This is a genomic window from Luteibacter sp., from assembly GCF_036499525.1.
GTDB lineage: Bacteria > Pseudomonadota > Gammaproteobacteria > Xanthomonadales > Rhodanobacteraceae > Luteibacter.
The window spans coordinates 1-25,091 of the sequence record NZ_DASYDO010000058.1; the positions used below are offsets into that span (position 1 = coordinate 1).

General features: G+C 65.6%; 22 protein-coding genes, 1 rRNA gene and 1 pseudogene. 13 read left to right on the plus strand and 11 right to left on the minus strand.

The window, feature by feature from the left end:
- Window positions 1-193: 193 nt before the first annotated feature.
- Window positions 194-853: a protein-L-isoaspartate O-methyltransferase gene (locus VGM71_RS10775; protein ID WP_331544920.1), complete on the minus strand. Its 660-nt coding sequence runs from the start codon at window positions 851-853 to the stop codon at window positions 194-196.
- Window positions 854-1,184: 331 nt separating this feature from the next.
- Here VGM71_RS10775 and VGM71_RS10780 point away from each other — a divergent pair, with 331 nt between their 5' ends.
- The 3 genes from VGM71_RS10780 (at window position 1,185) to VGM71_RS10790 (ending at window position 3,188) form a co-directional block, all read left to right on the plus strand.
- Window positions 1,185-1,850, plus strand: coding sequence for a TetR/AcrR family transcriptional regulator (locus VGM71_RS10780; RefSeq protein ID WP_331544921.1), 666 nt, complete (start codon window positions 1,185-1,187; stop codon window positions 1,848-1,850).
- 84 nt (window positions 1,851-1,934) lie between these two features.
- Window positions 1,935-2,132: a hypothetical protein gene (locus VGM71_RS10785; RefSeq protein ID WP_331544923.1), complete on the plus strand. Its 198-nt coding sequence runs from the start codon at window positions 1,935-1,937 to the stop codon at window positions 2,130-2,132.
- Between the two features lie 36 nt (window positions 2,133-2,168).
- Window positions 2,169-3,188 (plus strand): DUF2333 family protein, encoded by a 1,020-nt coding sequence (locus VGM71_RS10790; protein ID WP_331544925.1) that lies wholly within the window; start codon window positions 2,169-2,171, stop codon window positions 3,186-3,188.
- Between the two features lie 126 nt (window positions 3,189-3,314).
- On the opposite strand, the gene ppa is transcribed toward VGM71_RS10790, so the two are convergent.
- From ppa to VGM71_RS10820, 6 genes are all read right to left on the minus strand, one after another.
- Window positions 3,315-3,848, minus strand: a complete 534-nt coding sequence (gene ppa, locus VGM71_RS10795; RefSeq protein ID WP_331544927.1) for an inorganic diphosphatase — start codon at window positions 3,846-3,848, stop codon at window positions 3,315-3,317.
- A gap of 81 nt (window positions 3,849-3,929) precedes the next feature.
- Complete coding sequence (locus tag VGM71_RS10800) at window positions 3,930-6,002, minus strand: prolyl oligopeptidase family serine peptidase (RefSeq protein ID WP_331544961.1); 2,073 nt, start codon at window positions 6,000-6,002, stop codon at window positions 3,930-3,932.
- Window positions 6,003-6,221: 219 nt separating this feature from the next.
- Complete coding sequence (locus VGM71_RS10805; protein WP_331544929.1) at window positions 6,222-8,270, minus strand: sodium-translocating pyrophosphatase; 2,049 nt, start codon at window positions 8,268-8,270, stop codon at window positions 6,222-6,224.
- A gap of 91 nt (window positions 8,271-8,361) precedes the next feature.
- Window positions 8,362-8,727 (minus strand): RcnB family protein, encoded by a 366-nt coding sequence (locus VGM71_RS10810; RefSeq protein ID WP_331544931.1) that lies wholly within the window; start codon window positions 8,725-8,727, stop codon window positions 8,362-8,364.
- 15 nt (window positions 8,728-8,742) lie between these two features.
- Window positions 8,743-9,162, minus strand: coding sequence for an RcnB family protein (locus tag VGM71_RS10815; protein WP_331544933.1), 420 nt, complete (start codon window positions 9,160-9,162; stop codon window positions 8,743-8,745).
- Window positions 9,163-9,311: 149 nt separating this feature from the next.
- Window positions 9,312-10,598 carry an amidohydrolase family protein gene (locus tag VGM71_RS10820; RefSeq protein ID WP_331544935.1) on the minus strand — a complete coding sequence of 429 codons (1,287 nt, stop codon included), beginning with the start codon at window positions 10,596-10,598 and terminating at the stop codon, window positions 9,312-9,314.
- A gap of 78 nt (window positions 10,599-10,676) precedes the next feature.
- On the opposite strand from VGM71_RS10820, the pseudogene VGM71_RS10825 reads away from it, so the two are divergent.
- Together VGM71_RS10825 and VGM71_RS10830 are read left to right on the plus strand one after the other, a co-directional pair.
- Window positions 10,677-11,822, plus strand: a pseudogene (locus VGM71_RS10825) (putative DNA modification/repair radical SAM protein); the annotation flags it as partial.
- Between the two features lie 71 nt (window positions 11,823-11,893).
- The gene (locus VGM71_RS10830; RefSeq protein ID WP_331544937.1) at window positions 11,894-13,312 is read left to right on the plus strand and encodes a UdgX family uracil-DNA binding protein; all 1,419 of its coding nucleotides are present in this window, start codon (window positions 11,894-11,896) and stop codon (window positions 13,310-13,312) included.
- Window positions 13,313-13,451: 139 nt separating this feature from the next.
- Here VGM71_RS10830 and VGM71_RS10835 read toward each other — a convergent pair whose 3' ends face one another.
- Entirely contained in the window at window positions 13,452-14,708 is a 1,257-nt protein-coding gene (locus VGM71_RS10835) for a 6-phosphofructokinase (protein WP_331544939.1), read from the minus strand.
- A 201-nt stretch (window positions 14,709-14,909) separates the two neighbouring features.
- Here VGM71_RS10835 and VGM71_RS10840 point away from each other — a divergent pair, with 201 nt between their 5' ends.
- The 6 genes from VGM71_RS10840 (at window position 14,910) to VGM71_RS10865 (ending at window position 21,524) form a co-directional block, all read left to right on the plus strand.
- Entirely contained in the window at window positions 14,910-15,491 is a 582-nt protein-coding gene (locus tag VGM71_RS10840) for an adenylate kinase (protein WP_331544941.1), read from the plus strand.
- Window positions 15,492-15,514: 23 nt separating this feature from the next.
- Window positions 15,515-16,873, plus strand: coding sequence for a UDP-N-acetylmuramate:L-alanyl-gamma-D-glutamyl-meso-diaminopimelate ligase (gene mpl, locus VGM71_RS10845; RefSeq protein ID WP_331544943.1), 1,359 nt, complete (start codon window positions 15,515-15,517; stop codon window positions 16,871-16,873).
- A gap of 10 nt (window positions 16,874-16,883) precedes the next feature.
- Entirely contained in the window at window positions 16,884-17,486 is a 603-nt protein-coding gene (locus VGM71_RS10850) for an LON peptidase substrate-binding domain-containing protein (RefSeq protein ID WP_331544945.1), read from the plus strand.
- Between the two features lie 12 nt (window positions 17,487-17,498).
- Entirely contained in the window at window positions 17,499-18,317 is an 819-nt protein-coding gene (locus VGM71_RS10855; RefSeq protein WP_331544947.1) for an NAD(P)-dependent oxidoreductase, read from the plus strand.
- A 208-nt stretch (window positions 18,318-18,525) separates the two neighbouring features.
- Window positions 18,526-19,863, plus strand: a complete 1,338-nt coding sequence (locus tag VGM71_RS10860; RefSeq protein WP_331544949.1) for a sigma-54 dependent transcriptional regulator — start codon at window positions 18,526-18,528, stop codon at window positions 19,861-19,863.
- A 410-nt stretch (window positions 19,864-20,273) separates the two neighbouring features.
- Window positions 20,274-21,524, plus strand: coding sequence for an acetylornithine/succinylornithine family transaminase (locus tag VGM71_RS10865; RefSeq protein ID WP_331544951.1), 1,251 nt, complete (start codon window positions 20,274-20,276; stop codon window positions 21,522-21,524).
- A 102-nt stretch (window positions 21,525-21,626) separates the two neighbouring features.
- Here VGM71_RS10865 and hemL read toward each other — a convergent pair whose 3' ends face one another.
- Together hemL and thiE are read right to left on the minus strand one after the other, a co-directional pair.
- Window positions 21,627-22,904 (minus strand): glutamate-1-semialdehyde 2,1-aminomutase, encoded by a 1,278-nt coding sequence (hemL, locus tag VGM71_RS10870; RefSeq protein ID WP_331544953.1) that lies wholly within the window; start codon window positions 22,902-22,904, stop codon window positions 21,627-21,629.
- Window positions 22,901-23,548 (minus strand): thiamine phosphate synthase, encoded by a 648-nt coding sequence (thiE, locus tag VGM71_RS10875; protein ID WP_331544955.1) that lies wholly within the window; start codon window positions 23,546-23,548, stop codon window positions 22,901-22,903. The genes hemL and thiE overlap by 4 nt, the downstream gene beginning before the upstream one ends.
- Before the next feature lie 73 nt (window positions 23,549-23,621).
- On the opposite strand from thiE, the gene VGM71_RS10880 reads away from it, so the two are divergent.
- Window positions 23,622-23,813: a rubredoxin gene (locus tag VGM71_RS10880; RefSeq protein ID WP_331544957.1), complete on the plus strand. Its 192-nt coding sequence runs from the start codon at window positions 23,622-23,624 to the stop codon at window positions 23,811-23,813.
- A gap of 249 nt (window positions 23,814-24,062) precedes the next feature.
- Here the strand turns inward: VGM71_RS10880 and VGM71_RS10885 are convergent, their stop codons facing one another.
- Window positions 24,063-24,506 (minus strand): DUF192 domain-containing protein, encoded by a 444-nt coding sequence (locus VGM71_RS10885; RefSeq protein ID WP_331544959.1) that lies wholly within the window; start codon window positions 24,504-24,506, stop codon window positions 24,063-24,065.
- A gap of 448 nt (window positions 24,507-24,954) precedes the next feature.
- Between VGM71_RS10885 and VGM71_RS10890 the strand changes: the two genes are divergently transcribed.
- Window positions 24,955-25,091, plus strand: a 16S ribosomal RNA gene (locus tag VGM71_RS10890); the annotation flags it as partial.

The following is a 25,091-nucleotide window of genomic DNA, read 5'->3' on the forward strand; positions in this document are numbered from 1 at the left end:
CACCACGCCCTCGCCGGTGGCGAGGCGGGTGGAGTCGGCCTGCGACAGCAACGGGTCGTTGGCCCGCGCCTGCCGGTAGGCGTCGAGCAGGTCTTCCGCATGGCTCGCGAAAGGCATCGCAGCCAGTGCCAGCGCGACGGTGAGCAGCTTCAAGCGCATGGTTTCGCCTTGTATGTGATGGATAGCTGGTGGGTCAGAGCACGAAGCGCTTCACCGGCGCGGCGTGCGCCAGGTAGGGAAGGTCCGTTTCGAACAGCGATTCCTCGCGATAGCGGCCTTCACCCTCGTGGGTGAGCAGGACCGCCGTCTGTGCGGGGGAATCGCCGCGTACCACGAACATGCGTCCGCCGGGCTTCAGCCAGCGCACGAACTTCTCTGGAACGGCATGCGCGGCGCCCGTGACCACGATGGCGTCGAAAACGCCCGCGGGGGTGTAGCCGTTGACGGCCTCGGCCGTTTCCAGCGACACGTTGGCCACGCCTGCGGCGGCCAGGCGCGCGCGCGCGCCCTCCACGAAGTCGGCATGCATATCGATGCTGGTGACCTTGCCTGCGAGGCGGGCAAGGCAGGCGGTGAGGTAGCCGGAACCGGTACCGATCTCCAGGACCTCATCGACCTTGTTGAGCGCGATGGCCTGGAGCACGCGACCCTCGATCACCGGCTTCATCATCACCTCGCCATGGCCCAGGGGCAGGGTGAGGTCGGCGAATGCCACGTTACGGTGGGCCGGCGCGACGAAATCCTCGCGGCGAACGCTCTTCAGGGTCTCGAGGACGTCGGCGTCGAGGACTTCCCAGGGACGCACCTGGTTCTCGACCATGTTCTGCCGGGCCTGCTCGAAATTCATCGCCATGGTTGGTATTCCGTACGAAAGCTGCAAAAAAGATTTTGAAGGATAAGCGCTTAGCACCCGCTACCCAATAGGCTAAAGGCTGCGGTGCCGATGCGCCGGGACGAAGTGCCGGAAGTCACCGGACAGGACTGACGGAAGTCATGCTCCCGTCTCGCCGGATGGCCTCTGGTACCTGAATGAGCCTCGGAGCCCGCTCTCCATCCCATGGGGAACCATCATTACACCCCCCATTTACCATTCTAAGGTAGACGGAGCGGTCAGGACCCCTGCTGGAAATAACTGAACCGCTGCGTATAATAAAGTCATAATCCCTGTTTGTGAAGGTGCACCCATGAACGCCAGCCCGAAACTCAAGTCCCAGGGACCCGGGCGTCCGAAGGACATGGAGAAACGCGCGGCCATCCTCGATGCGGCCAAGGCGCTTTTCACCCATGGCGGTTTCGCGGGCACCAGCATGGACGCCGTCGCGGCCTCCGCGGGCGTGTCCAAGCTCACGGTGTACAGCCACTTCGGTGACAAGGACAACCTCTTCCGCGAGGTGATCCGCGCGCACGTGCAGGAGCGCCTTCCCGATGATCTGTTCGACTTCAGCCAGGGCACCGATATCCGCGCCACCCTGACCAACATTGCCGGCCGTCACGCGGCAATGGAAACCAACACCGAATCCGTCGGCACGTTCCGCGCGATCCTTTCCGACTGCCACAATGGCGGCAATCCGCGTTTCGGCCGTCTGGTCTGGGAAGAAGGCCCGATGCGCATGCACAAGCTCATGCAGCGCCTGCTCGAAGGTGCCGCCGCGCGCGGCCAGCTCGACATTCCCGACGTTTCCCGGGCCACCACGCAGTTACTAGCCCTGCTCAAGGGCGACCTGCTGATCCGCCGCCTGTTCGGTTGCGAAGACTGCGCCGTGCAGTTCGCCGAAGAGGTCAAGGCCAACGCCCTGGCGGCCGTCGACATGTTCATGCGCGCGTATTCCCCGCGCAACGTCAGCGTCTGACCTTTCCCGCCTGCTCCTCCCTTTTCACCGGGCTTTCCCGGTCGACACCCTGTCGTCATGGTCTTCCGCCCCAGGAGACCATGCATGTCCCAGTCCAAACCCTTCATCAGCGATATTGAGAACATCCGTAAGCGCGCTCGCGAGTGCGTGCTGCGTTACGAGTACCACTACTACATGGCGCCGGGCATCCAGGAGGAACACGCCGAGGACATGGCTACGCTGCTGGAGAACCTCGGCGCGAAGGGTGAGCCGGCGGCGCCCCCGGCACATCCAGCAGGGTAAGCTAGGGGCTCACGTTCGCGACGAGAAGGAAGTCCCATGAATGCGACCGCCCCTCCCGCGCCGGCCCGCCGCCGGCGCAGTCCGCTCGCCCTGGCCCTCGTCCTGGCGATCGCCTTCCTTATCGTGCTGGTGCTCGTCGTCATGTGGTGGTGGGACAAGGAGCCGGAGCAGTTCGATCCGGTGGTGGCCACCACGGCGCACATGAAGGACATAGGGCGCCCGCTCAGTACCGGCGCGGTGACCACGTACACGTTGATTCGCTCGGTTGACACCCTGACGGACAAGCGCGGCGGATATCTCAGCAACGACAAGCTGCCGCCCGGCGTGTTCATGGACAACATCCCGAACTGGGAATTCGGCTCGCTCACCGCGTCGCGCGACCTGGCTCGCGCCCTACGCAACGACTTCAGCCGTTCGCAAACGCAGTCCACCGAAGACAAGGACCTGGGCGAGGCCGATCCGCTGCTCAACAGCCCGAACGATCGCTGGTTGCTACCGAGTTCGGAATCGCAGTACGGCAAGGCCGTGGACGACCTGGAAGGCTACCTGTCGCGGTTGTCCGACGCCGCGGACGCGAACGCTCATTTCTACGCACGCGCCGACAATCTTGCCGATTACCTGCAAACGGTGTCCGCGCGGCTGGGTTCGCTGTCGCAGCGCCTCTCGGCGAGCGTGGGGCAACTCAAGGTGGATGCGGCGCCGGATGCCGCCGCCGGCACCGACACCGGGCCCGCGAAGGCGATCTACGTGAAGACGCCCTGGTCGAAGATCGACGACAACTTCTACGAGGCCCGTGGTTATACCTGGACCCTGCTGGAGCAGCTGAAAGCGATCCGCCACGACTTTGCGCCGATCCTGCGCAACAAGAACGCGGACGCCAGCCTGCAGCAGGTGATCCGCGAGCTCGAAGAGTCACAGAAGTCGCTGGGCAGCCCCATGGTGCTGAACGGCTCGCCGTTCGGCTTCTTCGCCAACCACTCGCTGGTGATGGCGAACTACATCTCGCGCGCCAATGCGGCGATTATCGATTTGCGCGGCCTGCTAGGCCGCGGCTGACCCTCCAAAATGTAGGAGCGCGCCCCGCGCGCGACATGTTTTCGCCGCGATTCACGAGCCTTGCGCGCCAGCTCGAAGATACGGCCTCAAAACATGTCGCGCGCAGGGCGCGCTCCTACAACGGGCTTACTTATCGGCGATGTAACGACCGATGCCGGCCGTGATCTCGGCCTTGGCCTCGTCGGCGCCGACCCAGCCATCGATCTTGACCCACTTGCCCTTCTCGAGATCCTTGTAGTGCTCGAAGAAGTGGCCGATACGCTCCAGCCAGTGGCCGGACACCTGCTCGATGTCGCGGATGTGCGCGTACCCGGCAAACACCTTCTCCACCGGCACCACGACGAGCTTCTCGTCGGCGCCCGCTTCGTCGGTCATCTTGAGCATGCCGACCGGATGGCAGCGGATCACCGAGCCCGGCACGAGCGACAGCGGAAGGATGACCAGGGCGTCCAACGGGTCGCCGTCACCGCCCAGCGTGCCCGGCACGTAGCCGTAGTTGCAGGGGTAGCGCATGGGGGTGGAGAGGATGCGGTCGACGAAGATCGCGCCGCTTTCCTTCTCGACTTCGTACTTGACCGGCTCGGCGTCCTTCGGGATTTCGATGACGACGTTGATTTCGTCCGGCACGTTGCGGCCGGCGGAAACGAGGTGCAGACCCATGGGGTTCCTTGATTCTTCGAGGGGTTAGGCGGGCCGGATAGGATACGGCCAGCCCACCCCCGGGGAAACCCCGAGCCCCTTTTATTTCAGGTGGTCCCAAAGGTAGGTATAAGCCAGCGCGTTCATGAACGCCGACTGCTTGTTGTCCGCCGCCGCACCATGGCCGCCCTCGATGTTCTCGTAGAAGCTGGCGTCGAAGCCCATGGCCTGCATGCGCGCGGCCATCTTGCGGGCGTGGACCGGGCCCACGCGGTCGTCGCGGGTCGAGGTGGTGAACAGCACCGGCGGGTATTTGGCGTCCTTGTGCAGGTTCTGGTACGGCGAGAAGGTCTGGATGTACTTCCATTCATCCGGCTTGTCCGGGTCACCGTATTCGGCCATCCACGAGGCACCGGCTGACATGTGGGTGTAACGCTTCATGTCCAGCAGGGCCACCTGGCTGACCACCGCACCGTACAGCTGCGGGTATTTCGTCAGCATGTTGCCGGCCAGCAGGCCGCCGTTGCTGCCACCCATCATGCCCATGTGCTTCGGGCTGGTGATCTTGCGGTCGACCAGGTCCTGCGACACCGCCGCGAAGTCCTCATAGGCGCGCGGGCGATTAGCCTTCAGCGCCGCCTGGTGCCAGCGCGGGCCGTATTCGCCGCCGCCACGGATGTTGGCGACGACGTATACGCCACCCTTCTCCAGCCATGCGCGCCCGACGCCAGCCGAGTACGCGGGCTGCAACGGGATCTCGAAACCGCCATAGCCATAGACCAGCGTCGGGTTGCTGCCGTCGGCCTTCATCGCCTTCGGCGCGATCTCGAAGTAAGGCACCTTCGTACCGTCCTTCGAGGTGGCGAAGTGCTGGCTCACCACGTACTTCGAGGCATCGAAGAAGGCCGGGCTGTGCTTGAGTGCTTCCCGCTCGCCCTGGCCCAGCACGCCGTAGTACAGCGTGGTGGGCTGCAGGAACCCGGAGACGGTGAGGAAGTACTCGTCCGTGTCGTCAGCATCCACGCCGCCCGCCTGCATGGTGCTGAGCGCCGGCGCGCCACCCAGTGCCTCGCTCTTCCAGTCGCCCCTGGCGACGGGCGTGAGGATGCGCACCTCGTTCACCACGTCGCGCATCACGTTGAGGATCAGGTGGTGGCGCGTCCAGGAATGGCCGGACATCGAGGTGTGCTCGTCCGGCGTGAACAGTGCGGTGATCTCGCGCTTGCCCGCCATGAAGTCGTCGAAGTTCGCGGCCAGCAGCGAGCCGGAGGGGTAGGTCTTGCCGCCGACCGTCCATGCGGTGCGCAGCTCGATCAGCAACCACTCGCGCTCGACGTCGGTCTCGGCGTCGTTGGGCACGTCGATCTTCGTGAGCTTGCCGTCCTTGCCGCGCAGGAAGGTTTCGCTGTTGTAGAACTCGAGGGCACGCGATACGAAGTCGCGTTCGAAGCCGGGCGTGCGATCGCGGAACGCCCAGATCGACATGTCGGTCTTCTTGCCTTCGTACACGGTCTTCGCGCTGGACAGCGGCGTGCCGCGCTTCCATTCCTTCACGATGCGCGGGTAGCTCGAGTCGGTCATCGAACCCGGGCCGAAGTCGGTGGCGACGTAAAGGTGGTCCTCGTCCATCCACGCCACTTGGCTCTTCGCCTCGGGCAAGGTGAAACCGTCCTTCAGGAAGCTCATGGTCGGGAGGTCGAATTCCCGCACCACGTCCGCGTCGGCGCCACCCCGCGACAGCGAGATGAGGCAGCGGCGATAGTCAGGCTTCAGGCACTGCGCGGCGTGCCATACCCAGTTCTCCTTCTCGGACGCGGCGAGAGCGTCGAGATCGATCACGGTTTCCCACGCGGGCTTGTCCTTGCGGTACTCGGCCAGCGTCGTGCGCCGCCAGAGGCCTTTGGGATGCTGCTTGTCGCGCCAGAAGTTGTAATAGTGATCGCCGATCTTGGAAACCATCGGGATCTTCGCCTCGGAATCGAGCACCTCGAGGAGGCGTGCGTCCAGCGTCTTGAAGTCCTGGCCTGCGGCGTACTTCGCCGTGGTGGTGGCATTGCGCTCCTTAACCCATGCGAGCGGCTTCGCGCCGTCGATGTCGTGGAGCCAGAGGTTTTCGTCGTCGGCGCCGGCCTGGGTGGCGGGCACGGTCTTGGGAGGATCGTAGGCGTGGGTCATGCCACAGAAGGTAAGGGCGAGGGCCAGCGCAATCCAGCGTCTCTGCATGGGATTCGATTCCTTGTGGGGAGGGGAGCCCGGATAACCGGCGCGTCCGGGATGCCAACGTAGGAGCGCGCCCTGCGCGCGACAGTTTTTCGCCCAGGCCTCCAGGCTGGCGTGCCAACCCGGGAACCGAGTCGAAAGGCTGTCGCGCGCAAGGCGCGCTCCTACCGTAATTTAGAGCAACGGAATCAGCAGCAACGCCACGATGTTGATGATCTTGATCAACGGATTCACCGCAGGGCCCGCCGTGTCCTTGTACGGATCGCCGACGGTGTCCCCGGTCACGGCCGCCTTGTGCGCGTCCGAGCCCTTGCCGCCGAAGTGGCCGTCCTCGATGTACTTCTTGGCGTTGTCCCAGGCGCCGCCGCCGGTGGTCATGGAGATGGCCAGGAACAGACCGGTGACGATCGTCCCGATCAGCACGCCACCGAGCGCCTGTGCGCCGGCCAGCGGGCCACCCAGCCACTTGAAGCCGAAGATCACCACCACCGGGACCAGTACAGGCAGCAGCGACGGCACCAGCATCTCGCGGATGGCGGAACGGGTTAGCAAGTCCACTGCGCGCGAGTAGTCGGGCTTGGTAGTGCCCTCCATGATTCCCGCGATCTCGCGGAACTGCCGGCGTACTTCCTCCACCACCGCGCCCGCCGCGCGACCCACCGCCTCCATCGCCATGGCGGCGAACAGGTATGGGATCAGGCCGCCGATCAGCAGGCCGATGATCACGTAATGGTTCGACAGGTCGAAGGTCACCACCGTGCCGCCGAAATGCATGCCCAGGTTATGCGTGTAGTCGGCGAACAGCACCAGCGCCGCGAGGCCCGCGGAGCCGATGGCGTAACCCTTGGTCACGGCCTTGGTGGTATTGCCCACCGCGTCCAGCGGATCGGTCACGCCGCGCACCTCGGCGGGCAGTTCCGCCATTTCGGCGATGCCGCCCGCGTTGTCGGTGATCGGACCGTAGGCGTCCAGTGCCACCACCATGCCGGTCATGCTCAGCATCGCGGTGGCCGCGATGGCGATGCCGTACAGGCCCGCCAGTGCGAAGGCTCCCCAGATCGCCGCGCACACGGCCAGCACGGGCAATGCCGTGGACTTCATTGACACCCCAAGGCCCGCGATGATGTTGGTCGCATGCCCCGTGGTGGACGACTGCGCCACATGGCGCACCGGGCGATATTCGGTGGCGGTGTAATACTCGGTGATCACCACCATCGCGCCGGTGAGGACCAGGCCGATGAGGGCGCAGCCATAGATGCGACCCGCGCCGAAGCCCGAGTCGGCCATCAGTGCCTGCGTAATCGGCCAGAACGCAATGGCGGCCAGCACCGCGGAAACAGCCACACCCGCGTACAGCGCGTTCATGATCTTGCCGCCGCGGGTCTTCACGAAGAACGTGCCGATCACCGAGGCGACGATCGATGCGCCCCCGAGCACCAGCGGGTAAAGGGCGCCGTTGGGCCCCACCGTCGTGGCCATCACGCCACCCAGCAGCATCGTGGCGATCAGGGTCACCGCATAGGTCTCGAACAGGTCGGCGGCCATGCCGGCGCAGTCGCCGACGTTGTCGCCCACGTTGTCCGCGATCACGGCGGGGTTGCGCGGATCGTCCTCGGGAATGCCGGCCTCCACCTTGCCCACCAGGTCGGCACCCACGTCGGCGCCCTTGGTGAAGATGCCGCCGCCCAGACGGGCGAAGATCGAGATGAGCGAGGAGCCGAAGGCCAGGCCAACCAGCGCATGCAGCACGTGCGCCTGCTCGTAGCCCATATGGGTGAGCACACCGTAGTAACCGGCGACGCCCAGCAGGCCCAGGCCCACCACCAGCATGCCGGTGACGGCGCCGCCGCGGAAGGCCACGGCGAGGGCAGAAGAAAGGCCGCTCCTGGCGGCCTCGGCGGTACGCACGTTGGCACGAACCGAAACGTTCATGCCGATGTACCCGGCGGCCCCCGAGAGGATCGCCCCCAGCGCGAAGCCGATCGCGGTACCCCAGTCGAGGAAAATGCCGATGAGCAGGAAAAGTACGATGCCGACGACACCGATGGTGGCGTACTGGCGGTTGAGGTAAGCGCGGGCGCCTTCCTGGATGGCGGCGGCGATCTCCTGCATTCGTTCATTGCCCGGCGATCTCGCCAGTACCCAGCTGACCGAAAGTGCGCCGTACAGAATCGCGACGACCGCACATGCCAGCGCGATCCATAAACCGTACTGTTGCAGCATCGAAGCCTCCCCGAATTGTGGGAGCCCCTCTTGGGGCCCGACCCGAGTATAGGCAGGGGAGGCTTCGAATGCCGTTGTGCGCTGCGGAACTTTACTGCGAGATGATGTCCGCGATGATGCCGGTGGCGACGGCCACGAGCAGCAGGTCGTTGTTGTCGGCGCGCACCCAGTGGTAGCCGCGGGGCGGCGTGCGCAGGTGGCGGTTGTGCCAGTCGTTGATCACGACCACGCGGCCGTCGTAACGATGCCCGCGTTCCCAGTGACCGCCCGGACGCGGGTGCCAGTCGCTGTGGTGGTCGTCATGACCATAGTGGTGGCCATTGTCGTGGTGGTCGTTATCGTGATGGTCGTCGTGCCGGTCGCGATGGTCCTGGACCGGGGTGGGCGAGAAGGCGAACGCGGGGGCGATGAGCCCGGCGGCGGCGATCGAGAAAACCAGCTTGCCCAGCATCTTCATACGGTGTGTCTCCGGTTAACGGGTGGCGATATCGAGGATGACGCCGGTGGCGATGGCCACCAGCAGGAAATCGTTATTCTCACGAACCCAGTGGTATCCGTGCGGCGGGCGCCGCAGGCGGTAGCTGCCGTAGTCATACACAACCACGTTACGGCCATGGTAGCGGTGGCCACGTTCCCAGTGGCCGTAGTAGCGCGGCGCCGGGTGGTGATAGTAGACGGGTGCCGGGCGGTAGTAGCCATGGCCATGCCCGTAGTAACGAGCCGGTGGGCCGCGATGCCCATGCCAGCCGTTATCGTGATGCCCGCGTCCACCGTCATGGCGGTCGTCGTGACCGCTGCGGCCGTGATCGCGGTCATGGTGGTCGTCCGCGAAGGCCGCGGTAGTGGCGACCAGTGCGAGGGCGGCTAACGCGGTTCGAAGCATCGTTTTCATATCCTGTCTCCCGGTGCGATCGTCATGCCGCGCTGACGCGGCCCGATCGGCGATTTGGATGCTAGGAAGGGAAGGCTGAACGCCGGGTCGTACGAACTGAAAGGCCAACGAAAGCGTTCATTGACGCGACAGCTATCGTCCGTGCGGATTCAGGAAATCGATCCCGGGCGGAACTCCAGAGTGAGGTCTGGCGCGCGTTCCGGCAGGTTCAGTCGCGCGCGTCGTTCAGGTGAACGGGCAAGAACCCGTCCTTCGCGAACCACCAGCAGGCGGTTCGCCCTGAGCCGGATCGCTTCATGGACATCGCCCGCCTGCAACAGCAGGAAGTCGGCGCGGTTGCCCGGCTCGATGCCATAGCCTTCCAGACCGAGCACGCGCGCGGCGTTCGTCGTCACCGCTTCGAAACTTCTTGCGATGCCGCGCGCCGATGTCATCTGTGCCACGTGCAGTCCCATGTGCGCCACCTCGAGCATGTCGCCGGAGCCCATGCCGTACCAGGGGTCCATCACGCAGTCGTGGCCGAAGGCGACGTTGACGCCCGCGTCCATGAGTTCGGGAACCCGGGTCATGCCGCGCCGCTTCGGGTAGGTGTCGTGACGGCCCTGCAAGGTGATGTTGATGAGCGGATTGGCGATCGCATGCACGCCGGCTTCGGCGATCAGCGGCAGCAGCCCGGACACATAGTAGTTGTCCATCGAATGCATCGAGGTGAGGTGCGAACCGGTAACGCGGCCTTGCAGTCCGGTGCGGATCGTCTCCGCCGCCAGCGTCTCGATATGCCGCGACAGGGGATCGTCGGATTCGTCGCAGTGCATGTCCACGCGCAGGCCGCGCTCCGCGGCCAGTTCGCACAGCCAGCGGATGGAAGCGGCACCGTCGTCCATCGTGCGCTCGAAATGCGGAATGCCGCCGACCACGTCCACGCCCATGTCCAGTGCACGGACGAGGTTCACTCGGGCATTCGGCGAGCGCAGCAGGCCGTCCTGCGGGAAGGCGACCAGTTCCAGGTGCAGGTAGGGCGCCACGCGGCGCTTCACTTCGAGCAGCGCCTCCGTAGCAAGGAGGCGGTCGTCGCAGACGTCGACGTGGCTGCGGATCGCCAGCAGTCCCTGCGCAACCGCCATATCGCAGTAAGCCATGGCGCGGTCCACGAGCGCCTGCTGGGTGAGGTCCGGTTTCAGTTCGCCCCAAAGCGCGATGCCCTCCAGCAGCGTGCCCGAGGCGTTCAGTCGCGGAAGGCCCAGGGACAGCGTGGCGTCCATGTGGAAGTGCGCGTCGACGAAGGGAGGACTGACCAGGCGGCCCGCCGCGTCGATCTCCTCGATCCCCTTCGCCGGCAACGCCGCCTGGATCGCCGTGAACCGTCCGCCCTCGATGCCGATATCCACGTCGGTGCGGCCGTCGGGAAGGGTGGCGTGGCGAACGATGAGATCCATGGGCGGCTCCGTGGCGATGTCCGGATGATACCGGCCTTCACGCGGTTGCACGCCCATTTTGGCACCATGGGTCACCCCATGAACGTCACCGAAAAACTCGCCATCCTCGCCGACGCCGCGAAGTACGATGCCTCCTGTTCGTCGAGCGGCGGCAACGGCCGCAACTCGCTCAAGAGCGGCGGCATCGGTTCGACCGAAGGCATGGGTATCTGCCATGCCTACGCCCCGGACGGCCGCTGCATATCGCTGCTGAAGATCCTGTTGACGAACTTCTGCGTGTACGACTGCGTGTACTGCGTGAACCGCCGCAGCAGCAACGTGCAGCGGGCGCGTTTTACGGTGGAGGAGGTGGTGGACCTCACGCTGGCGTTCTATCGCCGCAATTACATCGAAGGGCTGTTCCTCTCGTCGGGCATCATCCAGTCGCCCGACTACACGATGGAACAGCTGGTGCGCGTGGCGCGCACCTTGCGCACGGAGCACCGGTTCGCCGGCTACATCCACCTCAAGACCATCCCGGACGCCTCGCCCGAGCTCATCGACGCGGCCGGCCGCTGGGCCGACCGCCTGAGCATCAACATAGAGATGCCCACCGAGGGCGGACTCAAGGCGCTGGCGCCGGAGAAGGATCTGGGCGACATCCGCAGTGCCATGGGGCGCCTGCGCCTGTCCATCGACGAAGCGAAGGCGGAGAAGAAGGCGCCCCGTTTCGCGCCGGCAGGGCAGAGCACCCAGATGATCGTCGGTGCCGACGCCGCCAGCGATCGCGACGTGCTCGCCGCGAGCACGAATCTCTACACCAATTACCACCTGCGCCGCGTGTACTACTCGGCGTTCAGCCCGATACCCGATGCATCGAAGATCCTGCCGCTGAAGCCGCCGCCGCTGGTTCGCGAGCACCGCCTGTACCAGGCCGACTGGCTCATGCGCTTCTATGGCTTCGCGGCGGACGAGATCGCGCCGCCGGGCGACGACGGCATGCTTTCCCTCGACGTGGACCCCAAGCTCGCCTGGGCCCTGCGCCATCGCGAGCGTTTCCCGGTGGACGTGAACCGCGCACCGCGCGAGATGCTCCTGCGTGTACCGGGCCTCGGGGTGAAGACGGTGGACAAGCTGATCGCCATGCGCGCACACCGGCGCATCCGCTACGACGATCTGGTCCGCCTGCGCGTACCGATGAAGAAGGTGGCGCCCTTCGTCGAAACCCTGGACCACCGCCCGCGCGGCGACCGCGAAAGTTTCTCGCTTCATCGCGAACTGCGCGAGCCGGCCCAGCCGGACCTTTTCGGCTGACGATGCTCGTCGTCACGCTGGACGATCCATCGGATTTCGAGGCCTGGCGCGCGAAGGCGCGGGCGCTCCTGCTCGCCGGCATCGATCCATCCGATGTCCAGTGGCAGACAGGCGGGACAGACGGACTGTTCGGCGGCGCTGCGGCGATCCCTCCGCCACGGCGGCTGGACCTGCCCGCGGTGCCGCGCATCTTCCTCACACTCGCGAACACCGTGCTGGCCCATAGCGATCCACGCCGTCACGCCACGCTCTATCGCATGCTCTGGCGCATCGCGCACGACGAGAAGGAACTGCTCCAGATCGCCACCGACGAGGACGTGGCCTGGGCGCATGCCTGCGCACGGCAGGTGAGCCGAGACATGCACAAAATGAAGGCCTTTGTGCGCTTCCGCGAAGTACACCACGGCGAGGACACGGTGTACGTCGCGTGGTTCGAACCCGAGCACGACATCGTGGCCCGCGTCGCGCCCTTCTTCGTCCGCCGTTTCACCGGGATGCGCTGGTCTTTGCTGACGCCGTCACGCAGCGCGCACTGGGATGGCGCCACGCTCGTGGTCGGGCCGGGCGCGAATCGCGCCGATGCGCCGTCCGAGGATGCACTGGAAGATCTCTGGCGTACCTACTACGCGAGTATCTTCAACCCGGCCCGGTTGAAAGTGGATGCGATGCGCCGCGAGATGCCGGTGAAGTACTGGAAGAACCTTCCGGAAGCGCGGCTCATCCCCGAACTGGTGCGCGATGCGCTGCCGAGGATGCAGGCGATGGTGGAAAAACAACCGACGCTACCGAGGAAAAAGATCACACCCTTGCAGAAAGCGGCGGTGGACGCGCCCGAGGGCAGCATCGCGGCGTTGCGCAGGCAGGCGCGCGATTGCCGCGCGTGCGATCTGTGGAAGCCGGCCACGCAGACCGTGTTCGGCACGGGGCCGTCGGATGCGCGCATCGTCGTGATCGGCGAGCAGCCGGGCGACCAGGAAGATCTTTCCGGCAAGCCGTTCGTCGGGCCCGCCGGAAAGCTGTTCGATCGTGCCCTGGAGCAGGCGGGCGTCGATCGCTCCGCGCTCTATGTAACCAATGCGGTGAAGCACTTCAAGTTCGAGCCGCGCGGCAAAGTGCGCCTGCACAAGCGCGCGAACGCGGAGGAGCAGGCGGCGTGCCGGCCCTGGCTGGCCGCCGAGATCGACCGCATCGGGCCCGGCGGTATCGTCTGCATGGGCGCGATGGCGGCGCAGGCGGTGTTCGGGTCGTCGTTCCGGTTGATGGCGCAGCGCGGGAAGTGGCTCGATCTGCCGGACGGGCGCAAAGCCCTGGCGACGGTGCATCCGTCCTACCTGCTGCGGCTACCCGACCACGACGCCCGGGAAGCCGGCTTCGCCGACTTCGTCCGCGACCTGAAGATGATGCGCGACGTCTTGGGATAACCCGCCCGTTGTAGGAGCGCGCCCTGCGCGCGACAGCTCTTCGCGAAGTCCCGGAGCTGGCGCGCCAGCTCCGGGGCGCGGCCTCAAAAAATGTCGCGCGCAGGGCGCGCTCCTACAACGGGCGGAGATGGGATCCCGGTCAACCGGTGGCGAATTTCTTCAGCTTCCTCGGCACCGCCGCATTCTTCAGCGTCACATACACCGGCAACCCATCCGGCCCGTACGGTGGCGGTGCCTCGCCCTGGATCAACGGCGCCAGGTAACGGCGCGCGGCCGCGGTGATGCCGAAGCCGTCCTTCGACATGAAGTTCCTCGGCATCTTCTTTTCATGGTTAGCGATCTTGTCCAGAGGCGCCGCCTCGATCTTCCACTTGTACGGTTCGTCCGAGGTGCGCACGATCACCGGCATCACCGCGTTCAGGCCTTCCGCCGCATATTCCACCGCTTTCCTGCCCACCGCGTAGGCCTGCTCCAGGTCGGTTTTCGAGGCGACATGCCGCGCCGAGCGCTGCAGGTAATCGGGCAGTGCCCAGTGGTATTTGTAGCCGAGCTTCTCGCGCACCAGCGCGGCCAGCACCGGGGCGGCACCCCCCAGTTGCGCATGGCCGAAGGCATCGCGTGCACCCGATTCGGCGAGGAACTTGCCATCCTTGCCCTTCACGCCCTCGGAAACGACGACGGTGCAGTAACCCACCTTTTCCACCGTGGCCTTGACCTTGGCCAGGAACGTCTCCGGATCGAACACGTTCTCGGGGAACAGGATCACATGGGGCGGATCGCCCGGTGCCGAACCCGCGAGCCCGGTCGCCGCGGCGATCCAGCCGGCATGGCGACCCATCACCTCGATGATGAAGACCTTGGTGGAGGTTTCCATCATAGAGGCCACGTCCAGGCTCGCCTCACGTACGGCGATCGCTGCGTACTTGGCCGCGGAGCCGAAGCCTGGACAGGTGTCGGTTACGACCAGGTCGTTGTCGATGGTCTTCGGCACGCCGATGCAGTTCACTTCGTAGCCCAGCGCCTGGCCGATCTTCGACACCTTGTTCGCGGTGTCGGCCGAATCGTTGCCGCCGTTGTAGAGGAAGGTGCGGATGTCGTGAGCCCTGAACACCTCGATCAGGCGCTCATATTCGGCACGGTTCTCTTCCAGGGACTTCAGCTTGTAGCGGGAGGACCCGAAGGCTCCGCCGGGCGTGTGCTTCAGTGCGGCGATGTTCGCCTTGGCTTCCTTCGTCGTATCGATCAGTTCCTCGCGCAGCGCGCCGAGGATGCCGTTGCGTGCGGCATAGACCGGGATGCCCTTGTCGCGAGCTGTCTCGATCACGCCCGCGGCGGTGGCATTGATGACGGCGGAGACGCCGCCCGACTGGGCGTAGAGGAGTTTGCCGGCGGCCATGCTTGGGGTCCTTCTGGGGGTCGAAGGCCCCAGCGTAACGCGCTCCGCGTCACCGCGCCTTGAAGAGTCATGCCAGCGGAGCCGCTTACACCGCCAGGATGTCCGCCGTTTGACGCGACGGCGCCCCTGCCGTTACCTTGGGACCCATTTTTATCGTGTCCGACAGCGGGTTGCCCCGCCTGTCCGGCGAATGGAGCATCAATGCGACTCGTGCTATTCGGCGCCCCCGGCTCAGGCAAGGGCACCCAGGCGGCCCGCCTCAAGCAGGACCTGGGTATCCCGCACATCTCCACGGGCGATCTCCTGCGCGCGGAGATCAAGGCCGAGAGCGAGCTGGGCAAGAAAGCCAAGAGCATCATGGATGCCGGCCAGTTGCTGTCAGACGACATCATGCTCGGCATCATCCGGTCGCGTCTCGGCCAGCCAGACGCGAAGCCGGGCTTCATCCTCGACGGCTACCCGCGCAACCTGGCCCAGGCCGAAGCCCTGGACGGCGTGCTGGCCGACATCGGCCAGCCGCTCGACGTGGTGATCAAGCTCGAGGTGCCGAACGAAGCCATCGTCGATCGCTGCGTGGTGCGTTTCAAAGCGGAAGGCCGTTCGGACGACAACCCGGCCACCGTGAAGAAGCGCCTCGCCATCTACGCCGACCAGACGTCGCCCGTCGCCGAGTTCTACGACAAGCGCGGCAAGCTCAAGATCGTGGATGGCGTGGGCGAGCTCGACGAGGTCACCGCGCGCATCAAGACCGCGCTCGAGCAGACCGCCGCCGCCAGCGCCTGATCGTCCCGGCCCGTCCGCCCTCGATGCGTGTCCATATCCTCGGTATCTGCGGCACCTTCATGGGTGGTGTCGCCGCGCTTGCGCGCGAACTCGGCCTCCAGGTCGAAGGCTCCGACGCCAACGTCTATCCGCCCATGAGCACCCAGCTCGAGGCGTTGGGCATCGGCCTGATGCAAGGCTATTCGGCGGCGCATCTCACGCCGGTACCGGACCTGGTCGTGGTGGGCAACGCCATGAGCCGCGGCAATCCGGCCGTGGAGTACATGCTCGACCAGGGCATGCATTACATCTCCGGCCCGCAATGGCTCGGTGAGACCCTTCTCGGTGGCCGCGAGGTGCTGGCCGTGGCCGGCACGCACGGCAAGACCACCACGACCAGTCTGCTGGCGCACCTCCTCGAATCGGCCGGGCTGTCGCCGGGCTTCCTGATCGGCGGCGTGCCGGGCAACTTCGACGTCTCCGCGCGCCGTGGCGGCGGCAAGCCCTTCGTGATCGAGGCAGACGAATACGACTCGGCCTTCTTCGACAAGCGCTCGAAGTTCGTCCACTACCGGCCGCGCATCGCGATCCTCAACAACCTCGAATACGACCACGCTGACATCTTCCCCGATGTGGCCGCGATCCAGCGCCAGTTCCACCATCTGGTGCGCACCGTGCCCGGCAACGGCCGGCTGATCGTGAACGCCGAGGACGCTTACCTGGCCGAGGTGCTGGCGATGGGCGCCTGGACGCCGGTCGAAACCTTCGGTATCGATGCCGGCGACTGGCGCGCCGAGCTCGTCGCCGCCGACGGCTCGCACTTCCGCGTGCGGCACGGTGGTGTCGCGCTCGGCGACGTCCGCTGGGGCTCGCTGGGCCGGCACAACGTCATGAACGCGCTGGCCGCATTGGCCGCGGCAGCGGCTGCCGGGGCCGACCCCGTAGCCCTGCTTCCGGCTTTCGCGGACTTCACCAGCGTGAAACGGCGCATGGAAGTGATCGGGACGGCGCGCGGCGTCACGGTGTACGACGACTTCGCCCACCACCCGACGGCCATCGCCACGACGCTCGCCGGCCTGCGCGCGAAAGTGGGTGGGGCACGCATCCTGGTGGCGCTTGAACCGCGCTCGAATTCGATGCGGCTCGGCGCGCATGCGGATGCGCTGGCACCGTCGCTGGCCGACGCCGATCGCACGGTCTTCCTGCATCGTCCGGAGCTGGCGTGGGACGCCGGCAAGATCACGGCGGCCCTGGATGGCCGCGGCAGCACCGTGTCCACCGTGGACGGATTGGTCGCCACGCTGGCCGGGGAAGCACGCGAGGGCGACCACGTCGTCTTCATGTCCAACGGCGGTTTCGAGGGCGCGCCGCGACGCTTCTTCGCGGCGCTGGGCGCGGGTTAGACTGCCGGGCATGGCCGCGACGACGCCCGCCCTCGACCTTCCGCTGTTTCCGCTGTCGAACGTCCTTTTCCCGGGCGGTCACCTGCAGTTGCGTATCTTCGAACCGCGCTATATCGACCTGGTGCGCGAATGCGCGCGCACGGGACGCGCGTTCGGCGTGTGCATGATCCTCGAAGGGCGCGAGGCGGGGCAGCCCGCCATTCCGGCCGCAGTCGGCACGCTGGCCACCATCACCGACTTCCACACCCGCGAGGACGGCCTGCTCGGCATCGTCGCGGAAGGCGGCCTGCGTTTCCGCGTGACGCGTACGCGGGTGCGTTCAGACGGGCAGGTGCGCGGCGACATCGCCACGTGGCGCGAGGAGGAAACGATTCCGCTGCCGCCCGAATTCGGGCTGCTGGCCACCATCCTGGAGCGGCTCGCCGAGCAGATGGCGCCGGCATGGCGACACGATGTGGCCGCGCGCTCGGACGATGCCAGCTGGGTCGGCTTCCGCCTTTCCGAATTGCTGCCGCTGGATCCAAACGAATGCCAGCACATGCTCGAACTCGACGATCCCCTGCAGCGGTTGGCCGAGCTGCGCGACATCCTTCCGCGATTCCAGCGTGCCTGAGGAAAGCCATCCATGAATACCCTTGCAGGCAAGACCCTCTTCATCACCGGCGCATCGCGCGGCATCGGCCTGGCCATCGCGCTGCGCGCCGCGCGCGACGGGGCGAACATCGTCATCGCCGCGAAAAGCAACGTCCCCAATCCGCGCCTGCCGGGCACCATCCACAGTGCCGCCGCCGACATCGAAGCCGCAGGCGGCAAGGCGCTGCCGCTCAAGGTCGACATCCGCGAAGAGGCCGAGGTGCGCATGGCGGCCGCCACCGCCGCGGAACACTTCGGCGGCATCGACATCCTGGTGAACAACGCCAGCGCCATCTGGCTGGCCGGCGTGGAAGGCACGCCGATGAAGCGCTTCGACCTCATGCACGAGGTGAACACGCGCGGCACGTTCCTTACGACACAGGCCTGCCTGCCGTTCCTGAAGCGTGCGGAGAACCCTCATGTGCTCATGCTGTCGCCGCCGCCGAGCATCGATCCCCAGTGGTATTCGCCGCATGTCGCGTACACCATCGCCAAATTCGGCATGAGCCACTGCGTGCTGGGCATGGCGCCGGAGTTCGCGCCGCTGGGCATCGCGGTGAACGCGCTGTGGCCGAAGACGGTGATCGCCACGGCCGCCATCGCGATGCTTGGCGACACCGTGCAGGCGGAGAACTGCCGCACGCCGGACATCGTCGCGGACGCGGCGCATGCCATTCTCACGAAATCGTCACGCGATTTCACCGGGAGGTTCTGCATCGACGAGGAGGTCCTGCGCGAGCAAGGCGTGACCGACTTCGATCGCTATGCCGTCGTGCCCGGGAATCCGTTGCTGCCGGATTTGTTTCTCTAGCTATCGCGACAACTATGAACGGCCCGCATCGGCTAGCCCGTTTGGCGTATGGCTGCGTTCAAGCGCCCGGTATAACGTCCCCTTCGTCGCCCGTGCACGTCACGGGCGATGAAGTGGGGCTTGCCGGCCTGCAGGGGTGCCGGCGGCGGGTCCGGAGCTAAACCCGCGAAGCCGACAGCAGGCCACGAGACTTGGGTGAGGAGCGGGCATGTCGCGCGGGGAATCGACGGGTCGTTGCGTCGTTTGGATTGGAAGACCGAGCGTTGAAGAACACTTCGGACTGATCCGTGCCGGATGGCGCACGCTGGTCGCCGATCCGGCAAGGAATGGTGCGGAACTTCCCGAATGCGGTGACGGCGCCATCGCCGTGGTGGACCTTCGCTCGAAGGCCCAGGCCGCGGTGCGCATCCTCGACGACCTTCGCCAGTCCTACCCCGGCATCGCATGGATCGGACTCACCGGTTCGCACACCCGGGCGGCCGACCCGGCGGTGCGCCACGTGCTGCCGCATGCGTTCGAAATCATTGACGGGCCCTCGTCCCTCGGCGCGCTGCGCCAGGCGTTGGCTCGTGTACCCGGCGACGCGGCCCTGCCGCGCGACGAGGACGCGCCCAGCCTGCTTACCGGTAACAGTCCCGCGATCCGCGCCCTTTCCCAGAACATCCGCAAATTCGCTCCCGTGGAACTGCCCCTGCTCATCACCGGCGAAACGGGCACCGGCAAGGAAATGGCCGCACGCGTGTTGCACCAGTTGTCCATACGCCATGCGAGGCCCTTCGCCGCGATCAACTGCGGGGCGCTGCCGGCTAACCTCGTGCAGTCCGAATTGTTCGGCCATGAACGCGGCGCGTTCACCGGCGCCACCGCGCGAAGGATCGGTCATTTCGAATCGGCCGACGGTGGCACGGTGTTCCTCGACGAAATCGGCGACCTGCCCCTGGACGCACAGACCAACCTGTTGCGCGTCTTGCAGGAGGGCACCATCGAGCGGATCGGCAGCTGCCATTCGATCAAGGTGGACGTACGCGTGCTGGCTGCGACCCACGTCGACCTGGAGAAGGCCGTGACGCAGGGACGCTTCCGCGAAGACCTGTTCTACCGGCTCAACGTACTGCGCCTTCGCATGCCGCCGTTGCGCGAACGTACCGGCGACATCGAGCTGCTGGCGCAGCATTTCCTCGACGCCTTCCGCGAGAACTACGGTACCCGGGCACGTGCGTTCAGCACGAGCGCGCGCAGGGCGCTGAATGCGTTTTCCTGGCCGGGTAACGTGCGCGAACTGATGAACCGCGTGCAGCGCGCCGCGGTGATCGCGGACGATGCGCTGATCACGCCCGAGGACCTCGAGTTGAGCACTGACAGCCCCGTGGGTGACCGCGATAGCCTTGGTAGCGCGCGCACGTCGGCCGAGCGCGAGGCGATCGTCGACTGCCTGCGCGCGAGCGCCTTCAACATCAGCGAATGCGCCCGCCGCCTGCGCGTGTCCCGCGTTACCGTGTACCGTCTCTGCAAGAAGCATCAACTGACCCTCGACCAATTAAGGTAGGAGCGCGCCTGCGCGCGACATCTTTTCGCGGCTGCTCGCAACTTTGCGCGCCAGCTCCAGGGCACGGCCCTGAAATATGTCGCGCGCAGGCGCGCTCCTACCGCGTTAGCCGGGAAAAGAAAACTCCCGGCCCTCTGGGAGGACCGGGAGTTCCCATTCGTCGTCCGGCTTGGCAGGGTCGTCGGGCGAACGAACCACGTGGCTTCACAGGGCCTTGTCCTTCAGGGCAGCAATCGTCGTGCCACGGGGACGCTTCTTTGATTCGCAAGGATTTTCCCCGTGGCAGCTTCGCCGCCGCCGTTCAGCCGGTGTAGCGACCTGTAACAAGACGTTGCACCGGCGGTACACGCCATCCGTTGTCTGCGCCCGCCGCGCCTTATACGATGCGTTTCTTAACTGGAGTCGCTTCAATGTCATCGTCGCACCCTGTCGATCCCTCCGCTCTGGCCGCCCTGGGCAAGCGTTACTGGCTTTCCGTGTACCGGCCGCGCGATGTCGTGCTCGATCACGGCAAGGGCGCGCGGGTGTGGGATACGGAAGGTCGCGACTACCTCGACTTCGGGGCTGGCATCGCGGTGAACTCGTTGGGCCACCAGGATCCGGACCTGGTCGACGCGCTGGTTGCCCAGGCGCACAAGCTCTGGCACGCCAGCAACGTCTTCTATTCGGAACCGCCGCTGCACCTCGCGCAGGAGCTGATCGAGCACGCGCCGTTCGCCGAACGCGTCTTCCTGTGCAATTCCGGCACCGAGGCCAACGAGGCCGCGATCAAGCTCGTGCGCAAGTGGGCCTCGTCGCAGGGCAGGACGCCCGAAAATCGCGTGATCGTCACCTTCTTCGGTTCGTTCCACGGGCGCACGCTCGGGTCGGTCACGGCCACGGCGCAGCCGAAGTACCAGGAGGGCTACGAACCGCTACCGGGGGGCTTCCGCTACGTGCCGTTCAACGATCCGGCCGCGCTGGAAGAGGCGTTCGGTCAGGGTGGGGTCGCGGGCGTGATGCTCGAGCCGGTGCAGGGCGAAGGCGGCGTGATGCCGGCCGATCCGGGCTTCCTGAAAAAGGTACGCGAGCTGTGCGACGCGCACGACGCGCTGATGGTGCTCGACGAGATACAGAGCGGCATGGGCCGCACGGGCACGCTGTTCGCGCATAGCCACGACCATGTCACGCCCGACATCGTCACGCTGGCCAAGGCCCTGGGGGCCGGCTTTCCCATTGGCGCCATGCTGGTCGGTCCGAAGGTGTCGGACGTGATGCAGTTCGGCGCGCACGGCACCACGTTCGGGGGCAACCCGATGGCGGCCGCGGTAGCGCGCGTGGCGCTGGCGAAAATCGCCTCGCCAGCGGTGCAGCTCAACGTGGAGCGCCAGGGCAATGATATCCGTGCAGGCCTGGCGCGGATCAATCACGAGCTTCACCTGTTCTCTGAGGTACGTGGCCGCGGCCTGATGATCGGCGCGGTACTCGACACGGCCTATAAGGGCCGCGCCGGCGAGATCCTCGACCTGGCGGCCGCCAACGGCCTGTTGATCCTCCAGGCCGGCCCCGACGTGCTCCGTATCGTTCCGCCGTTGACCATCACGGACGACGAAACCGCCGAAGGCCTCGAGCGCCTGGAAGCGGCGCTCACCGAATTCGCGAAAGAGGCGAAAGTCGCGTAGGAGCGCGCCCTGCGCCCGACGGCTTTTCGCCAGAAAGCAACAGGACCTGTAGCTTCTCGCGAAAAGCCGTCGGGCGCAGGGCGCGCTCCTACATAAAGCGGTTTACAGCGTCGCGAACACCGCACGCGCCGCGGAAATCGTCGCCTCGATCTCCGCATCGCCATGCGCACTCGACACGAACCCGGCCTCGAAGGCCGACGGCGCGAGATAGACCCCGCGCTCCAGCATCCCGTGGAAGAACCGGTTGAACCGGCCCACATCCGCTGCGGTTGCCTGCGCATAGCTCTCTACCGTCTCGGCGGTGAAGAACAATCCGAACATCGCCCCGACACGATTCACGCTGAAGGGAATGCCGCCCTCGCGCGCGGCGCCGAGGATGCCGTCGGTCAGCCGCACCGTTCGTGCGGAAAGGTCCTCGTGGAACCCAGGCGCCTGGATCAGCTCAAGCATCGCCAGGCCGGCGGCCATCGCCACCGGATTTCCGGAAAGGGTGCCCGCCTGGTAGATCGGGCCGGCAGGCGCCACCTGTTCCATGAGGTCGCGGCGTCCGCCGTATGCGCCCACCGGCATGCCCCCGCCGATGATCTTGCCGAAGCAGGTGAGGTCCGGCGTGATGCCGTAATGCGCCTGCGCACCACCGAGCGCGACGCGGAAACCGGTCATCACCTCGTCGAAGATCAGCAGCACGCCGTGTTTCGTGCATAGCTCGCGCAGCGCCTGCAGATACCCGTCCTTCGGCGGAATGCAGTTCATGTTGCCGGCGACGGGCTCGATGATGAGTCCCGCGATGTCGTCGCCTTGCCCGTCGAACAGTGCGCGTGCCGCTTCGATGTCGTTATAGGGCAGGGTGAGGGTGAGGTCCGCCGCAGCCTTGGGCACGCCAGGCGAGGTCGGCACGCCGAACGTGAGCGCGCCCGAACCCGCCTTCACCAGGAAGCTGTCGCCGTGGCCGTGGTAGCAGCCTTCGAACTTGACGATCTTGCTGCGACCGGTCGCGCCGCGGGCGACGCGAATGGCCGACATGGTGGCCTCGGTGCCCGAGTTCACCATGCGCACCATCTCCACGGACGGCACGAGCGAGATGATCGCTTCGGCCATCGTCACTTCCGCCGCGCAGGGCGTGCCGAAGGACAGGCCGTCGCGCACCGCCCTCTCCACGGCTGCGCGCACCGCCGGATGATTGTGGCCCACGATCATCGGGCCCCATGAACCGACGTAATCGATATAGCGATTGCCTTCCACGTCCCACAGGTAGGCGCCATCGGTGCGCGCGGTAAAAAACGGTTCGCCGCCCACCGACTTGAAGGCGCGTACCGGCGAGTTCACGCCACCGGGCAGCAGCTGTCGGGCGCGGGCGAAGAGTTCGTGGTTCGTAGTCATCGAAGGAGTCCGGGACGTGGGTCGAAAAGGTCGGAGAAGCGGCGCGTCGCCGTCTGGATATCCGGGGCGGCGAAGATGGCGGAAACCACGGCGAGGTAGTCGGCGCCCGCATCGATCAGCACCCGTGCATTGTCGACGGTGATGCCGCCGATCGCCACGACCGGAAGGCCCAGGGCCTTCGCCTGCGTCAAAACGTCATGCGCGACGACCGGCGCATGCGGCTTCGTGCTCGAGTGATACATGGCGCCGAAGGACAGGTAATCGGCACCCTCCGCACGGAGCTGGCGCGCGCGTTCGATGGATCCATGACAGGCCACGCCGATAATCGCGTCGGGACCGAGTATCGCGCGGGCTTCCGCGATGGAGACGTCTTCACGGCCCAGGTGCACGCCGGCCCCCGTCTCGCGGGCCAGCGCGACGTCGGCGTCCACGATAAGCGGCACCTCGTAGCGGGCGCAGATCCGCGATATCTCGTCCGCTTCGGAGCGCCGGCGTTCCGTATCTGTCGTCTCGTCGCGGTACTGAAGGAGACGGGCGCCGCCGGCCAGCGCGGCGTCCACGGCCGCGAAGAGATCGTCGCGCGGCCCGTCGGTGATGGCGTAGATACCCTTGCCCGTCGGTCGGGATCGGAGGAGCGTAGTCATGGTGTTCCTTGGGTTTGTGCGCGGGGGGTGACAGAATGAGGGTCTTTTCCGTTCCACGACAGTACGCAAAGCCATGAGCCAGAGCACCGAAACCACCCTTCGCAAATGGATGTGCGTCGTTTGCGGCTTCATCTACGACGAGGCGCAAGGCCTGCCGGACGAAGGCATCGAGCCGGGTACCCGCTGGGAAGACATCCCCGATACCTGGACTTGCCCGGACTGCGGCGTCACGAAGGACGACTTCGAGATGGTCGAGCTGGACTGACGTAGGGATGCACCGAGCATCCTTATGGGATGGGGCTGACATCATTTCGCCCCATTCCGCCAGAGATAACGCAGGAAAACCTGCTTCCATGATTTCCGGGCCACGCAACGTGCGCCGATACGTGGAGGAAGCGGTCATGCAGCGATTCATTCCCTTCGACGATCAGTGGGACGAGCTGGCTGGCATCGATCCGGCCCGGCTCGTCCCGTACCACGTGGGTGTTCCTTGCGAGCACCGTCTGTCGGTGGATCAGCGGACGGTGCCCGGCTCCCCATCCACGGCGAGCGATTCCCCGAGCTTCAGGCCCAGCCTGCCCGCGGTGCCTGCCTTCAATTCCAGGACGTAACGGGCCTCGCCGTCGCTTGGGTAGATGGCGCAGGGATCGGCTTTGCAGGGCTGCGCATTGAGCTGCATCGAGACGAGCTTGCGATCCTTGTCGAAGTAGAGGATGTCGAGCGGGATAAGCGTGTTCTTCATCCAGAAGGCGCGCGGTTGGTCGTCGGCGAAGATGAAGAGCATGCTGTGGTCGGCCGCAAGCTCAGTGCGATTCATCAGGCCAAGCTCGCGCGACGCGTCGTCCACGGCGAATTCAGTGGAAAATTGCTTGCCGTGCAGCGTCACGGAAGGCCCCGTGGCGGCATGGGCGCCCAGGGAAAGCAGCAGCAGGGCCGCTGGCAGGAACCGCTTCGACATGGTCTGACCTTATAAGTGTGGAAGGGACTGGAGTGTCCCTCCGAGTCTACCGCGCGACTATCTTTCGAAAAGATGTCGAGACCCCCTTCACACCGACGCGAGGTCAGCCTATACTTTCAATCCCTCGCGACGAAAGCCTTCCTGCGAGGGTTTCCGACGCAAGCAACCACCTCGAAAAAAAGCTTCACAAGGGTGTTGACGGAAAGGAAAAACGATATAGAATGGGCGGCTCACCTCGGGACGAAATGTTCAGAGGGCGACAGCGAAAGGTGTCGCAAGTGATTGATCTTTGACAGTGTGCGCAGGTGAATTGTGTGGACGCCTTGCGGTGGACTGAACGTAGTCAACCAAATGCAAGTGTCCCACTAGAAAGAAGTCAGCGATGAGTTTTTTCTTGTTGGGGTTAAACACTTCAGAAAGATAGATCGTCTTCGGACGGTCGACAACTTAAGTGAAGAGTTTGATCCTGGCTCAGATTGAACGCTGGCGGCATGCTTAACACATGCAAGTCGAACGGCAGCACAGCAGAGCTTGCTCTGTGGGTGGCGAGTGGCGGACGGGTGAGTAATGCATCGGGACCTACCC